The following is a 15106-nucleotide window of genomic DNA, read 5'->3' as shown; positions in this document are numbered from 1 at the left end:
ATACTACCCACACGGGTGGAAAAGTAGGACACCGCCGAACACACATTGGAATCGCCCCCCACTTAATTGTGGGGGGCGTTTTCCATTTCACAATCAGTTGTCAAAAGAAAATCGCTTGCCAAAGAATTGGCCAATTGCGACGTCAGTGCACTTTGGCCGTATCCTTTGCAACAAGAACACCATGCGAGAAGGAAGGCCCACGTGCCGCAGGATACTCAGGGCGGCCGCGGCGAACGCCATCCGCGGCGAGGCTCGTCAGCCGGCGGTCAGCGGCCCGGCCGGGATCAACGCCAGGCGCCGCGCACCTCCGGACCACAGCGAGCGCGTCGCGCTCAGCCGAGACCGGATGCCGACGATGGGCGCGACGCCGGCCCGTCGATACCTTCCAGCATCGAAGCCAAGCAACTGGCGCCGGAGATTCGTGGCGAGCTCACCACGCTGGATCGCAGCACCGCCGACACGGTCGCTCGCCATCTGGTCGCTGCCGGTGAGCTGCTCGACGACGACCCCGAAGCTGCGCTTGCTCATGCTCGGGCCGCTCGGGCGCGGGCCAGCAGGATTGCCGCGGTCCGCGAAGCCGTCGGCATCGCGGCGTATCAGTGCGGCGACTGGGCACAGGCGCTGGCCGAATTGCGTGCCGCCCGCCGGATGGGGAGTCGCTCACCTCTCCTGGCCCTGATCGCCGACTGCGAGCGGGGCATAGGTCGTCCCGAGCGGGCCATCGAACTGGCCCGCGGTCCGGATGCCGCCCAGCTCAGCGGTGACGACGCCGACGAACTTCGCATCGTCGTCGCGGGCGCCCGCAGCGATCTCGGTCAGCATGAGCAGGCCCTGGCAGTTCTGTCGGCACCCCAACTGGATCCGGAACGGACGGGCCAGACCGCGGCGCGGCTCTTCTACGTGTACGCCGAGACGCTGCTGGCTCTGGACCGCAGCCCGGAGGCGCTGAAGTGGTTCCTCAACGCCGCGCGTGCCGACGTCGAGGGTGTCACCGATGCCGAAGAGCGGATCACGGAGCTATCTTGACGTGAAAACCCTTGCACAGCAGTTTGATTGCCTGCTGCTTGACCTCGATGGCACGGTGTTTCGTGGGCATGAGCCGACACCGGGCGCCGTCGAGACTCTCGCATCTGTCGACCCCCGGATCCTGTTCGTCACGAACAACGCCTCCCGTGGTGCCGTACAGGTCGCCGAGCATCTGTGCGAGCTGGGGTTCACCGCAGCGCCCGAGGATGTCGTCACCAGCGCGCAGAGCGCCGCCCGGCTTCTCGCCGAGCAACTGCCCGGGGGCGCGAAGGTTCTCATCGTCGGGACCGACGCGCTGGCCGCCGAGGTCAGCAGCGTCGGTCTGACCCCCGTCAGGCAATGGTCCGATACCCCCGTCGCCGTGGTGCAGGGACACTCGACGCAGACCAGTTGGGCCGATTTGGCCGAGGCGGCCCTGGCCATCAGGTCGGAAGCCCTATGGGTCGCGGCCAACGTGGACAAGACGCTTCCCTCAGAGCGGGGTCTGCTGCCCGGCAACGGCTCGATGGTCGCGGCGCTGCGAACCGCCACCGACCGCGAACCGCAGGTCGCCGGCAAGCCGTCACCGGTGTTGATGGTGGACGCGTTGGCGCGGGGTGACTTTGACACGCCGCTGGTCGTCGGCGATCGCCTGGACACCGACATCGAGGGAGCGATCGCCGCCGGGTTGCCGAGCCTGATGGTGCTGTGCGGGGTGAACTCCGCCGAGGACGCGATCTGGGCGGTCCCGCAGCAGCGGCCTGTCTACCTCGCCGAGGACCTCCGCGGCCTCACCGACGACGCCGACACGCTGCGGATCGGGCCGCAGGCCGGGTGGCGGGCCGACATCGACGGGACCGACGTGACGGTGTGGGCCACCGGGGCAGAGCCCGGTGACGACCTGTCGGTGGTGCGGGTGATCGCCGCAGCGGTCTGGTCGGCTGACTCCGGAGAACGGCCCTCACGTATCAGGGCGGGTGACGACACGGCCCGGCTGGCCCTCGAGCGCTGGTCGCTGGCGGCGGTGCGCATCGACTAGCGTGAACACCGATATGACCAACGACCCCGACGAGATTCGCGCCCAGGTCGCTGAACTGCTGGGCGATTACGCCGACCCCGATGAATCCGACCTGGACGGGCTGGCGGTGCGGCTCGAGGAGGCGCACGAACTGCTGGTGCGCGCGCTGGAATCGGTCGAGAAGGGCTGATCCGCGTGACGCGGCGCGCTCGTGTGGACGCCGAGCTGGTACGGCGGGGGCTCGCCCGGTCCCGGCAACAGGCTGCTGAGCTGATCGGCGCCGGCCGCGTCAGCGTCGACGGAATGCCCGCGGCCAAGCCGGCGACCGCCATTTCCGTGGGGGCCAATGTCACTGTCGTCGACGTCGGCGAGCACTCCTGGGTGTCGCGAGGGGCGCACAAACTGATCGGCGCCATCGACGCTTTCGATGTCGCTGTCGAGGGGCGGCGCTGCCTGGATGCGGGGGCCTCGACCGGCGGGTTCACCGAGGTGCTGCTCGACCGCAAGGCCCGCGAGGTCGTCGCCGTCGACGTCGGATACGGACAGCTCGCCTGGCCGCTGCGCAATGACCCGAAGGTGACGGTCATGGAGCGCACCAACGTTCGCGACCTCGCGGCCGACACCATCGGCGGACCGGTGGACCTCGTCGTCGCCGACCTGTCGTTCATCTCGTTGGCGACCGTGTTACCCGCGCTGACTGCGTGCGCATCGCAGGGCGCCGATATCGTTCCCATGGTGAAGCCACAATTCGAGGTCGGCAAGGACCGTGTGGGCGCAGGCGGGGTCGTGTCGGACCCGGCGCTGCGCGCTGACGCGGTGCTCTCGGTGGCGCGTCGGGCGGCCGCCCTGCGCTGGCAGACCGTTGCGGTCACCGCCAGCCCGCTACCCGGCCCGGCCGGTAACGTCGAGTACTTCCTGCATCTGCGCGCCGATACCGACCGCCCGCTGCTGGCGGATGCGCTCGACGACGCGATTCGGCGGGCCGTCGAGGAAGGGCCGCAGTGACCGACGAACGCACCATCCTGCTTGTCGTGCACACCGGACGCGAGGAGGCCACCGAGGTCGCACGCCGGGTCGAGAAAGTGCTCGGTGACAACGGGATTGCGCTGCGGGTGCTCTCTGCCGAAGCTGTCGACCGCGGGCCGGTCCACCTGGCTCCCGACGACATGCGGGCGCTCGGGGTGGAGATCGAAGTCGTCGACGCCGACCCGCTCGCCGCGCAGGGATGTGAGCTGGTGCTGGTCCTCGGAGGTGACGGGACCTTTCTGCGGGCTGCCGACCTCGCCCGCAACGTCGAGATCCCGGTTCTCGGTGTCAATCTGGGCCGGATCGGGTTTTTGGCCGAGGCCGAAGCGGATTCGATCGACACGGTGCTCGAGCACGTCATCAAGCGCACCTACGTCGTCGAGGAACGGATGACGCTGGACGTCGCGGTCCGCGCGGGCGGAGAACTCCTGGACCGCGGGTGGGCGCTCAACGAGGCCAGCCTGGAGAAGGGCCCGCGACTGGGGGTGTTGGGTGTCGTCCTCGAAGTCGACGGACGGCCGGTGTCGGCTTTCGGATGCGACGGCGTGCTGGTGTCGACTCCGACAGGGTCGACGGCGTATGCGTTCTCCGCGGGTGGACCTGTGTTGTGGCCGGACCTGGAGGCGATCCTGGTGGTGCCCAACAATGCCCATGCGCTCTTCGCCCGACCCATGGTGACCAGTCCCGCGGCCTCCATCGCGATCGAGATCGAAGCGGGCGGCCACGACGCCCTGGTGTTCTGTGACGGACGCCGCGAGATGGTGTTGCCCGCCGGTGGCCGACTCGAGGTGACTCGCTGCGGTACGCCACTGAAGTGGGCGCGTCTGGACAGTGCGCCGTTCACCGATCGGTTGGTGCGCAAGTTCCGGTTGCCGGTCACGGGGTGGCGCGGGCAGTAGTGCTAGCTGAGATTCGTATCGAGTCGCTGGGTGCCATCAGCGCCGCGACGGCGGAGTTCGACGGTGGCCTGACCGTGCTCACCGGTGAGACCGGCGCCGGCAAGACGATGGTCGTCACCGGCCTGCACCTCCTCGGGGGCGCCCGAGCCGACCCGACGAAGGTGCGCACCGGAGCCGATCGCGCCGTCGTCGAAGGCCGTTTCGTGACCGCCGAGGTCGGCGACTCAGTGGCCACCAGGGTCGACGAGATCCTGGATTCGTCGGGAGCCGAACGCGACGACGACGACAGCGTCATCGCAGCGCGCTCGGTCAGCCGCGACGGACCGTCGAGGGCGTACCTGGGCGGCCGCAGCGTACCGGCCAAGTCGCTCAGCGGATTCACCAACGAACTGCTGACGCTGCACGGACAGAACGATCAACTGCGGCTGATGCGACCCGACCAGCAGCGCATCGCACTGGATCGCTTCGCCGATGTGGCCAAGCAACTGCAGCGGTATCGCGCGCTGCGCGACCAGTGGCTCGAGGCCAGAGGCGATCTCCAGGACCGACGCCGCCGCGCCCGCGAGCTGGCCCAGGAGGCCGACCGGCTCAACTTCGCGCTCGATGAGATCGACGTGGTGGCCCCGCAGCCCGGCGAGGACGACACCCTTGTCGACGACATCCGGCGGATGTCAGAACTCGACTCGTTGCGCGAGGCGGTGCAGACGGCGCGCGCCTCCCTGTCCGGCGCGCTGGACGACGGTAGCTCGGCAGACGAGTTCTCCGCCGCGAATGCCCTCAGCCAGGCGCGTTCGGCACTGGAGGGCACTGACGACGTCGCACTCAAGTCGCTGGCGGAGCAGCTGGGTGGGGCGCTGGCGGTGCTGGTCGACGTCTCCGGCGAGCTGACCCGCTTTCTGTCCGAACTGCCCAGTGACACAAGTGCTTTGGAGACCAAGCTGGCCCGCCAGGCCGAGCTGCGGACGTTGACCCGCAAGTACGCCGCCGACATCGACGGCGTGCTGGCCTGGGCGCACGAATCGCGGGAGCGGCTGGCCCAGCTCGACGTCTCCGAAGGCACCCTGGCCGAGTTGGAACGACGCGTCGACGCGCTGCAGGCCGACGTCGTCGACGCCGCGCAGGCCCTGACCAAGGTCCGGGTCAAGGCGGCCAAGGGATTGGCGAAAGCCGTGACCGCCGAACTGTCCGGGCTGGCGATGGCCGGGGCGGAGTTCACCATCGCGGTGGGCCCGCTGGAGGCGCGTGCCGACGACAATGCCCCGCTGACACTGCCGTCGGGGACCGTGGTGCACGCCGGCCGCGACGGGGTGGACGCGGTCGACTTCGGATTCGCGGCACATCGCGGCACCGACATCCTGCCGCTGAACAAGAGTGCCTCCGGCGGTGAACTGTCGCGGGTGATGTTGGCGCTCGAGGTGGTGCTCGCCGCGTCGACCGAGGGCACCACGATGGTGTTCGACGAGGTCGATGCCGGCGTGGGTGGCCGCGCGGCCGTGCAGATCGGCCGACGGCTGGCCCGCCTGGCCCGCACTCACCAGGTCATCGTCGTCACGCACCTGCCCCAGGTGGCGGCGTACGCCGACGTGCACCTGATGGTCGACAGTGGAGCCGACACCCGCGGCGGGCGGATGAAATCCAGCGGTGTGCACCGTCTCGACGACGACAGCCGGGTTGCCGAGCTGGCCCGGATGCTGGCGGGGTTGGGGGAGTCCGACAGCGGCCGCGCACACGCCCGCGAACTCCTCGATGCGGCCCGGGGGGACCGTGAACAGGCCTCCTAGCCTGTGACAGATGTGAAAAGAAGTAACTAATGAGGCTGGTGTTACGGCGCGCCTCCGACGCAGAATGGCGGATGCTGGACAGAATCGGCCCATGAAGATGTCAGCGTTGCTGTCCCGTAATGCCAGCTCACGGCCGGGTGTCACCGGCACCGCCCGGGTTGACCGCGACGTTGACCGCCTGCTGCGGCGCATCTCCCCCGGAGACATCGTCGTCATCGACGCCCAGGATCTGGATCGGATCACCGCCGACGCGCTCGTGGAAGCCGAGGTCGCCGCAGTGGTCAACGCCTCGACATCGATCTCGGGGCGCTACCCCAACCTCGGGCCCGAGGTGCTGGTCGCCAACGGCATCATGTTGGTCGACGACACCGGCCCCGAGGTCTTCAAGAAGGTCAAGGACGGCGCCCGTGTCCGGATCAACGAGGGCGGCGTGTACTCCGGTGACCGCCGGCTGATCCTGGGCACCGAGCGCACCGACGCCGAGATCCACGAGCTGATGCAGGAAGCCAAGGGTGGCCTGGTCGCGCACCTGGAAGCATTCGCGGGCAACACCATCGAGTTCATCCGCAGCGAGAGCCCGCTGCTGATCGACGGAATCGGTATCCCCGACATCGACGTCGACATGAACCGCCGTCACGTCGTCATCGTGGCCGAAGAATCGCACGCCGCGGCCGACCTCAAGGCCCTCAAGCCGTTCATCAAGGAGTATCAGCCGGTTCTGGTGGGAGTCGGTGCCGGCGCCGACATCCTGCGCAAGGCCGGCTACCGGCCGGCGCTGATCGTCGGGGACCCCGACAAGATCAGCACCGAGGTACTGCGCTGCGGGGCTCAGGTCGTGCTGCCCGCCGACGCCGACGGACACGCCGCGGGGCTCGAACGCATCCAGGACCTCGGGGTCGGGGCGATGACCTTCCCGGCCGCCGGTTCGGCCGCCGACCTGGCGCTGCTGCTGTGCGACCACCACGGCGCGTCGCTGATCGTCACCGTGGGCCACACCGCGAGCATCGAGGAGTTCTTCGACCGCACCCGCCAGCGCAGCAACCCGTCGACGTTCCTGACCCGGCTCAAGGTCGGCGAAAAGCTCGTCGACGCCAAAGCCGTTGCCACGTTGTACCGCAGCCGGGTCTCCGGCGGCGCGATCGCGCTGCTGGTGCTGGCGATGCTGATCGCGGTGATCGCCGCGCTGTGGGTGTCGCGCGCCGATGCCGCGGTGCTCGAGTGGGTGGCCAACTACTGGAACCAGTTCACACTCTGGATCCAGGGCCTGGTCGCCTGAAGGTGATGCCGTGATCTCGCTGCGTTCGCACGCCATCTCGCTCGCCGCGGTCTTCCTCGCGCTGGCCATCGGTGTGGCCCTGGGCTCCGGCCTGCTGTCCAACACCGTGCTGTCCGGCCTGCGGGACGACAAGAACGAGATGCAGACCCAGATCGACACGCTGACCGACGATCGCAATGCACTCAACGAAAAACTCAGTGCTGCAGGAGATTTCAATGCCCAGATGGCGCCACGGATCTTGCGTGACACCCTCGCCGAGAAGTCGGTGATGCTGTTTCGCACCCCGGACGCCGCCGACGGCGATGTCGAGGCGCTGACCCGGGTCGTCGAGCAGGGCGGCGGGCGAGTCGCAGGCACCGTGGGGCTGACGCAGGAATTCGTCGACGCGAACTCCGCGGAGAAACTCCTGTCGGTGGTCAACTCGCCGATCGTGCCCGCCGGAGCGCAACTGAGCACCGCGTCGGTGGATCAGGGGTCGCAGGCGGGTGACCTGCTGGGCATCGCACTGCTGATCAACCGGGACCCCGAGGTGACCCGGGTCGACGACACCCAGCGCGACACCGTGCTGGCCGCGCTGCGTGACACCGGTTTCGTGACCTACGGCACCCAGCGCATCGGCGCCGCCGACACCGCCCTCGTCGTCACCGGGGGAGCACTGGGCGATGACGCCGGAAACCAGGGCGCCACCGTCGCCAGGTTCGCCGCCGGCCTTGCGCCGCACGGGTCGGGCACGGTTGTCGTCGGCCGGGACGGATCGGCGTCCGGGACTTCCGCGGTGGCGGTGATCAGGTCGGATGCCGCGCTGAACAGCGTCGTCAGCACCGTCGACGACGTCGATCGCGAATCCGGACGCATCACGTCGGTGCTCGCGCTGAGCGAGCTGCTCAGCGGCGGCCGGCCCGGTCAGTTCGGCACCGGCCAGGGCGCCACCGCGGTCACCGTTCCGCAGTAGCCTCCGACGGCGGCGCCCGCGTGTCAGCGACGGCTTGTCGGTGTCGGTGTTAGGGTGAGATTCCGTGGGTCGGCAGGCCCCAAACCGGACTCGATCTCCATCGATTCCACCGAGAACCAAGCCCTGCCCATCGTCACGGAGGTTTGTGTTGCCCGGCCGAATGAACCAGCTACGCAAGCACCCGCAGACCGCCACCAAACACCTTTTTGTGACCGGTGGCGTGGTCTCGTCGCTCGGCAAGGGCCTCACCGCCTCCAGTCTCGGGCAACTACTCACCGCACGGGGCCTGCAGGTGACGATGCAGAAACTCGACCCCTATCTCAACGTCGACCCGGGGACGATGAACCCGTTCCAGCACGGCGAGGTGTTTGTCACCGAGGACGGGGCGGAGACCGACCTCGACGTGGGGCACTACGAGCGGTTCCTCGACCGCAACCTGTCCGGCTTCGCCAATGTGACGACGGGCCAGGTGTATTCGTCGGTGATCGCCAAGGAGCGCCGCGGCGAGTACCTCGGCGACACCGTCCAGGTGATCCCGCACATCACCGATGAGATCAAGCGTCGCATCGTGGCGATGGCCGAAGCCGACAGCGAGGGCAACCGGCCCGACGTGGTGATCACCGAGATCGGTGGCACGGTCGGTGACATCGAGTCGCTGCCGTTCCTCGAGGCCGCCCGGCAGGTCCGTCACGAGGTGGGCAGGGAGAACTGCTTCTTCCTGCACTGCTCGCTGGTGCCCTACATGGCGCCCTCGGGTGAGCTCAAGACCAAGCCGACGCAACACTCGGTGGCGGCGCTGCGCAGCATTGGTATCTCGCCCGACGCGTTGATCCTGCGCTGTGATCGCGACGTTCCCGAACCGCTGAAGATCAAGATCGCGCTGATGTGCGACGTCGACATCGACGGCGTCATCTCGACCCCGGATGCCCCGTCCATCTACGACATCCCCAAGGTGCTGCACCGCGAGGAACTCGACGCCTACGTGGTCCGGCGGCTGAGTCTGCCGTTCCGCGACGTGGACTGGACGCAGTGGAACGATCTGCTGCATCGCGTGCACGAGCCGCGCGAGACCGTGCGGATCGCGCTGGTGGGCAAGTACATCGATCTCTCCGATGCCTATCTGTCGGTGGCCGAGGCGTTGCGGGCCGGCGGCTTCGCCCACCACGCGAAGGTGGAGATGCGCTGGGTGGCCTCCGACGACTGCGACACCGACACCGGTGCGGCGGCAGCACTGGCCGACGTCGACGGCGTGCTCATCCCGGGCGGATTCGGTATCCGCGGCATCGAAGGCAAGATCGGCGCCATCCGTTACGCCCGCAAGCGTGGCCTGCCGGTGCTCGGGCTGTGCCTGGGCCTGCAGTGCATCGTGATCGAGGCGGCGCGGTCGGTGGGTCTGTCGGAGGCGAACTCGGCTGAGTTCGACGAGGCGACGCCGGACCCGGTGATCTCCACGATGGCCGACCAGCGCGAGGTGGTCGCCGGGGAGGCCGACCTGGGTGGCACCATGCGACTGGGCGCCTACCCCGCGGTGTTGGAGCCGGGATCGATTGTGGCACAGGCATATGAGGCCAATGAGGTGTCCGAGCGGCACCGGCACCGCTATGAAGTGAACAACTCCTACCGGGACCGGATCTCCGAAAGCGGGTTGCAGTTCTCGGGCACCTCGCCCGACGGGCACCTCGTGGAGTTCGTCGAGTACCCCGCCGATGTCCACCCGTTCCTGGTCGGCACTCAGGCCCATCCGGAGCTCAAGAGTCGCCCCACGCGCCCTCATCCGCTGTTCGTGGCGTTCATCGGCGCATCAGTGGACTACAAGAACGAGGAGCGGTTGCCCGTCGAAATGCCGGAGCCGGCCGAGCCGAAGCCCAACGGCGCCGAGCACGCTCTCGAAGGCACCCCGGCCCGTGGCTGAAGACGGCTCGAACCACGAGTTCTCCGTCGCTGCCTCGGAAACCCTCTACATCGGAAACATCTTCGCGCTCCGCGCCGACGAGGTGCAGATGCCCGGCGGGAGCACAGCCCGCCGGGAGATCGTCGAACACTATGGGGCGGTCGCCGTGGTCGCGATGGACGACGACGGCCAGATCGTGCTCGTGTACCAGTACCGGCATGCGTTCGGCAGAAGGCTGTGGGAGCTGCCCGCCGGACTGCTCGACCTCGGCGGCGAAGCGCCGCATGTCTCGGCGGCGCGCGAACTGGCCGAAGAAGCGGGTCTGGCCGCCGAGTCATGGCACACCCTGATCGATCTGGACACCGCACCGGGATTCAGTGACGAGAGCGTGCGGGTCTTCCTGGCGACCGGGCTCAGCGACGTCGACCGCTCCGAGGTGCACGACGAAGAGGCCGACCTGACGGTGCAACGGTTCACCGTGGCCGACGCTGTCGCCAAGGTCTACTCCGGTGAGATCGTGAACTCCATCGCGGCCGCCGGCATCCTCGCCGTCCACGCGATGCCCGACGTGTCCATGCTTCGCCCCGTCGACGCCCCCTGGATCGACAGACCGACCGCGTTCGCGCGCCGGCGGCGACATCCATGACCGACACGTCGCTGTCCTTCGGGTCCGCCCTTGACGACCAGTTCCAGGGTTACCTCGACCACCTCGCGATCGAACGCGGGGTGGCGGCCAACACGTTGAGCTCCTACCGCCGCGACCTACGGCGCTACGCCGAACACCTGCACGCGCGGGGCATCGACGACCTGGCCGGTGTGGCCGAGACCGACGTCAGCGAGTTCCTGGTGGCGCTGCGCCGCGGCGATCCCGAGAACGGGGTGGTGCCGCTGTCGGCGGTCTCGGCGGCCCGGGCGTTGATCGCCGTGCGTGGCCTGCATCGATTCGCCGCGGCGGAGGGCATCACCACACTCGACGTCGCCCGCGAGGTGAAGCCACCGACACCCAGCCGCCGGCTGCCCAAGAGTCTGAGCATCGACGAGGTGCTCGCGTTGCTCGACGGGGCCGGCGGTGACAGCGAGGCTGACGGTCCGCTGACGCTGCGCAACCGGGCGCTGCTGGAACTCCTCTACTCGACGGGCGCCCGAATCTCCGAGGCCGTCGGTCTGGATCTCGACGACGTCGACACCCAGGCGCGGTCGGTGCTGCTGCGCGGTAAGGGCGGCAAGCAGCGTCTCATCCCGATCGGCCGTCCGGCTGTGACCGCGCTCGACGCCTTCCTGGTACGCGGGCGTCCTGAGCTGGCCCGGCGCGGCAGGGGCACACCAGCGATCTTCCTCAACGCACGCGGCGGGCGGCTGTCGCGGCAGAGCGCCTGGCAGGTGCTGCAGGACTCCGCCGAACGCGCCGGCGTCACCGCCACGGTGTCCCCGCACGTGCTGCGGCACTCGTTTGCGACCCATCTGCTCGACGGCGGTGCCGACGTGCGCGTCGTGCAGGAACTGCTCGGGCACGCATCGGTGACCACGACGCAGATCTACACCATGGTCACCGTGAACGCGCTGCGCGAAGTGTGGGCGGGCGCGCACCCGCGGGCACGTTAGCCGCCGAGGTACTCCGACTCGAGCACCAGGTCCGACATCAGCGACTGGTACTCGAGGTGGGTCTTGTGCTCGATGGTGTCGAACCGGGTGCCCTGCTGTTCCCGCATGTAGGCGCGGTACTTCGGTGCGCCGGGCAGTCGGACGTTGTCGGCGACCACGATCGAACCGGGATGCAGCCAACCCCGATCGAGCACGCTCTGCAGGTCCGACAGGTAGGCACGTTTGTCGTGGTCGATGAACAACAGATCCAGTTCGGCGGGGGAGAAGCCGTGCTCCGCGGCGAGACGGTCCAGCGTATGGCCGCCGTCGCCGAGGGTGCCGACCACGCAGGTGATCCGGTCGGTAACGCCGGCGTGCGCCCAGATACGCTGCGCCACTGCGGCATTGGCGGCTGAAAACTCGATCGAGTAGATCCGCGCCGAGGGTGCGGCCCGGGCGATCCGTAATGCGCTGTAGCCGCAATAGGTGCCGAGCTCCAGTGCCAATTTCGGCGCTGCCCGGCGCACTGCGGCGTCGAGCAGTCGTCCTTTCTCGTCGCCGACGTTGACCAGCATCGCCTTCTTGTAGGCGAACGTGTCGATGGCGGCGAGCACGTCGTCGATGTCACCGCGACGGGCGTTGGACTCCACATACCGGGCGCAGGCGGCTTCCCGGCCGTCGCCGATCTGACCGGTGCGCAGGAACGACGGCATGCCCAGTGCGAGGCGCAGCGTCGACCACCGCAGGAACGGCAACCGCCGTTTGAGGTTCATGTTCTCTAGGGTAGATATCGGCCGCTTTGAGCTCAGAATGCGCGCTCGGCCTCACCAGTCTGAGATCGCGCCTGCGGGTCTGCCTCACCAGCACGACGCTCCCCGTTAAGCTTGGCCGGATGTCCGCCACGCCTATGGGTTGCCTGACCAGCGAAGGTCCGGCATGACCGACGGCACAGAGGCCCCGGATCCCGAGGTGACACCCGGTTTGACCGGTCGGCTGCCGCGGTCGATTCCCGAGCCCGCCCCGCGCACCTCGCACGGTCCGGCCAAGGTCGTGGCGATGTGCAACCAGAAGGGCGGGGTCGGCAAGACGACCTCGACGATCAATCTGGGCGCCGCTCTCGCCGAGTACGGGCGACGGGTACTACTGGTGGACCTCGACCCGCAGGGTGCGCTGTCCGCGGGGCTCGGCGTGCCGCACTACGAGCTCGACAACACCGTCCACAACCTGTTGGTGGAGCCGCGGGTCTCGATCGACCAGGTGCTGATGAGCACCCGGGTCCCCGGGCTGGACCTGGTGCCCAGCAACATCGATCTGTCGGCCGCCGAGATCCAGCTCGTCAACGAGGTCGGCCGCGAGCAGTCGCTGGCCCGGGCGCTCTATCCGGTTCTGGACCGCTACGACTACGTGCTCATCGACTGCCAGCCGTCGCTGGGTCTGCTCACCGTGAACGGGTTGGCCTGCAGTGACGGGGTCATCATCCCGACCGAGTGCGAGTACTTCTCGCTGCGCGGGCTGGCGCTGCTGACCGACACCGTCGAAAAGGTGCACGACCGGCTGAACCCGAAACTGTCGATCAGCGGAATCCTGATCACCCGCTACGACCCCCGCACCGTGAACTCCCGCGAGGTGATGGCCCGGGTGGTCGAGCGGTTCGGCGATCTGGTGTTCGACACCGTCATCACCCGGACCGTGCGGTTCCCCGAGACCAGCGTCGCCGGTGAACCGATCACCACCTGGGCGCCGAAATCGGCTGGTGCCGAAGCGTATCGGGCGTTGGCACGTGAGGTCATCGACCGGTTCGGCGCGTGAGCGAGACGCCGTCGACGGAAGAGGAAGATGCGCCCAAGGCAGGCTTCCAGGTTCGACTGAGCAACTTCGAGGGCCCGTTCGATCTGCTGCTGCAGCTGATCTTCGGGCACCGACTCGACGTCACCGAGGTGGCGCTGCACCAGGTCACCGACGAGTTCATCGCCTACACCAAGGCCATCGGCCCGCAACTCGGGCTCGATGAGACGACGTCGTTCCTGGTGGTCGCCGCGACGCTGCTGGACCTCAAAGCTGCTCGCCTGCTGCCCGCCGGCGAGGTGCACGACGAAGAGGACCTCCCGCTGCTCGAGGTGCGGGACCTGTTGTTCGCCCGGTTGCTGCAGTACCGGGCGTTCAAGCATGTCGCCGGAATGTTCGCCGAGTTGGAGTCCGCGGCGCTGCGCAGCTACCCCAGGGCGGTGGCGCTGGAGGACCGCTACGAGGATCTGCTGCCCGAGGTGATGCTCGGTGTGGATGCGGAACGGTTCGCGCAGATCGCGGCGGCGACGTTCACGCCGCGGCCAGTGCCCAGGGTGGGTACCGACCATCTGCACCAGGTGTCGGTGTCGGTGCCCGAGCAGGCCGCCAACCTGATGTCGTTGCTCGAGGGTCGCGGCGTCGGGGAGTGGGCATCGTTCTCCGACCTGGTCGCCGACTGCACGCTGCCCATGGAGATCGTGGGACGGTTCCTGGCGCTGCTCGAACTGTACCGATCCCGGGCGGTAGCATTCGAGCAATCAGAACCGCTTGGTGTGCTCCAGATTTCGTGGACCGGAGAGCGGCCGAACAGCCAACAACTGGCGACCGCCGACGCGGAATAGACAAGACAGATGACTGACGACATTTCACACGATGTGACGGAGAACTCCATCGACCTCGGGTCGGGGATCAACCCCGACACCGAGAACGCTGCTGCGGCCGGGTTGGACGCCGCCGATCTGGACGCTTCGGAACTAGACGCCGCCGAACTAGACGCCGCCGAACTGGACGCCGTCGACTTGGACGATGCCGAGCTGCGCGCCGCGCTCGAGGCGCTGCTGCTCGTCGTCGACACCCCGGTGACCGTCGACGCCCTGGCCAACGCCACTGACCAGGGGGTCGCGCGGGTGGCGGCCGCACTGCACTCGATGGCAGCAGAGTTCGCCGCCAGGGACAGCGGCATCGACCTTCGCGAAGCGGGCGGTGGGTGGCGGATGTACACCCGCGCGAAGTTCGCGCCGTACGTGGAGAAGCTTCTGCTCGACGGTGCGCGCTCGAAGCTGACCCGGGCGGCGCTCGAGACGCTCGCCGTGGTCGCGTATCGACAACCGGTGACCCGGGCGCGCGTCAGTGCCGTACGCGGTGTCAACGTCGACGCGGTGATGCGCACGCTGCTGGCCCGCGGGCTGATCACCGAGGCTGGAACCGACAGCGACTCGGGGGCGGTCGCGTTCGCGACCACAGAGTTGTTCCTGGAGCGGCTCGGCCTGACATCTCTGGCCGATCTCCCCGACATCGCGCCCCTGCTGCCCGATATCGACGTGATCGACGACCTCAGTGAAACCCTCAGTGAAGAGCCGCGTTTCATGAAGCTCAATGGCGCTCCCAACCCACAGGCGGCGGTGTCCTTCGATGTGGACCGGAGTGAAAATGACTGACGACGAGGGTGTGCGGCTGCAGAAGGTGTTGTCGCAGGCCGGAATTGCCTCTCGACGTGTCGCGGAGAAGATGATTCGCGACGGCCGGGTCGAGGTGGACGACATGATCGTCACCGAGATGGGCACCCGGGTGGATCCGTCGGTGTCGGTGATCCGCGTCGACGGCGTCAGGGTCGCCCACGACGACACGCTGGTACATCTGGCGATCAACAAGCCGGTGGGGATGCACTCCAC

The 15106-nt window shown here is 68.1% G+C and carries 16 protein-coding genes; 15 read left to right on the top strand and 1 reads right to left on the bottom strand.

Features of this window, described 5'->3' with window-relative positions:
- Nucleotides 1-201 precede the first annotated feature (201 nt).
- The 11 genes from WA965_RS24130 (at nt 202) to xerD (ending at nt 11450) form a co-directional block, all read left to right on the top strand.
- Nucleotides 202-1026, top strand: a complete 825-nt coding sequence (locus tag WA965_RS24130; protein ID WP_526301408.1) for a tetratricopeptide repeat protein — start codon at nt 202-204, stop codon at nt 1024-1026.
- 1 nt (nt 1027) lies between these two features.
- Entirely contained in the window at nt 1028-2044 is a 1017-nt protein-coding gene (locus WA965_RS24125) for an HAD-IIA family hydrolase (protein WP_526301407.1), read from the top strand.
- Nucleotides 2045-2057: 13 nt separating this feature from the next.
- Nucleotides 2058-2213 carry a hypothetical protein gene (locus tag WA965_RS24120; protein WP_526301405.1) on the top strand — a complete coding sequence of 52 codons (156 nt, stop codon included), beginning with the start codon at nt 2058-2060 and terminating at the stop codon, nt 2211-2213.
- 5 nt (nt 2214-2218) lie between these two features.
- Nucleotides 2219-3028, top strand: coding sequence for a TlyA family RNA methyltransferase (locus tag WA965_RS24115; RefSeq protein WP_526301403.1), 810 nt, complete (start codon nt 2219-2221; stop codon nt 3026-3028).
- A complete protein-coding gene (locus tag WA965_RS24110; protein ID WP_178357379.1) occupies nt 3025-3948 on the top strand; it encodes an NAD kinase in 924 nt (307 codons plus the stop codon). The genes WA965_RS24115 and WA965_RS24110 overlap by 4 nt, the downstream gene beginning before the upstream one ends.
- Nucleotides 3948-5729, top strand: coding sequence for a DNA repair protein RecN (gene recN, locus WA965_RS24105; protein WP_526301401.1), 1782 nt, complete (start codon nt 3948-3950; stop codon nt 5727-5729). The genes WA965_RS24110 and recN overlap by 1 nt, the downstream gene beginning before the upstream one ends.
- A gap of 91 nt (nt 5730-5820) precedes the next feature.
- Nucleotides 5821-7005, top strand: a complete 1185-nt coding sequence (gene steA / locus WA965_RS24100) for a putative cytokinetic ring protein SteA (RefSeq protein ID WP_526301399.1) — start codon at nt 5821-5823, stop codon at nt 7003-7005.
- A gap of 10 nt (nt 7006-7015) precedes the next feature.
- On the top strand, nt 7016-7957 hold the full coding sequence (locus tag WA965_RS24095) for a copper transporter (protein ID WP_526301397.1): 942 nt from the start codon (nt 7016-7018) through the stop codon (nt 7955-7957).
- Between the two features lie 160 nt (nt 7958-8117).
- Entirely contained in the window at nt 8118-9869 is a 1752-nt protein-coding gene (pyrG, locus tag WA965_RS24090) for a CTP synthase (protein ID WP_526301412.1), read from the top strand.
- Nucleotides 9862-10494: an NUDIX domain-containing protein gene (locus WA965_RS24085; RefSeq protein WP_526301395.1), complete on the top strand. Its 633-nt coding sequence runs from the start codon at nt 9862-9864 to the stop codon at nt 10492-10494. The genes pyrG and WA965_RS24085 overlap by 8 nt, the downstream gene beginning before the upstream one ends.
- Nucleotides 10491-11450 carry a site-specific tyrosine recombinase XerD gene (xerD, locus tag WA965_RS24080; protein WP_526301393.1) on the top strand — a complete coding sequence of 320 codons (960 nt, stop codon included), beginning with the start codon at nt 10491-10493 and terminating at the stop codon, nt 11448-11450. The genes WA965_RS24085 and xerD overlap by 4 nt, the downstream gene beginning before the upstream one ends.
- Here xerD and WA965_RS24075 read toward each other — a convergent pair.
- The gene (locus WA965_RS24075; RefSeq protein WP_526301391.1) at nt 11447-12202 is read right to left on the bottom strand and encodes an O-methyltransferase; all 756 of its coding nucleotides are present in this window, start codon (nt 12200-12202) and stop codon (nt 11447-11449) included. The two genes, xerD and WA965_RS24075, sit on opposite strands and share 4 nt — an antisense overlap.
- Nucleotides 12203-12365: 163 nt before the next feature.
- On the opposite strand from WA965_RS24075, the gene WA965_RS24070 reads away from it, so the two are divergent.
- The 4 genes from WA965_RS24070 to WA965_RS24055 form a co-directional block, all read left to right on the top strand.
- On the top strand, nt 12366-13238 hold the full coding sequence (locus WA965_RS24070) for a ParA family protein (protein WP_178357373.1): 873 nt from the start codon (nt 12366-12368) through the stop codon (nt 13236-13238).
- On the top strand, nt 13235-14056 hold the full coding sequence (locus tag WA965_RS24065; RefSeq protein ID WP_526301389.1) for a segregation/condensation protein A: 822 nt from the start codon (nt 13235-13237) through the stop codon (nt 14054-14056). The genes WA965_RS24070 and WA965_RS24065 overlap by 4 nt, the downstream gene beginning before the upstream one ends.
- 9 nt (nt 14057-14065) lie before the next feature.
- Entirely contained in the window at nt 14066-14872 is an 807-nt protein-coding gene (gene scpB, locus WA965_RS24060; protein WP_526301387.1) for an SMC-Scp complex subunit ScpB, read from the top strand.
- Nucleotides 14865-15106, top strand: a 242-nt coding sequence (locus WA965_RS24055) for a S4 domain-containing protein (protein WP_526448153.1), incomplete at its 3' end; no start/stop codon positions are given. The genes scpB and WA965_RS24055, both read left to right, overlap by 8 nt.

Origin of the sequence: Mycobacterium sp. (assembly GCF_049683935.1) — a bacterium.
Lineage (GTDB): Bacteria > Actinomycetota > Actinomycetes > Mycobacteriales > Mycobacteriaceae > Mycobacterium.
Note: the sequence above shows the minus strand (reverse complement) of the source record. Positions and strands in the feature narration are given on the sequence as shown.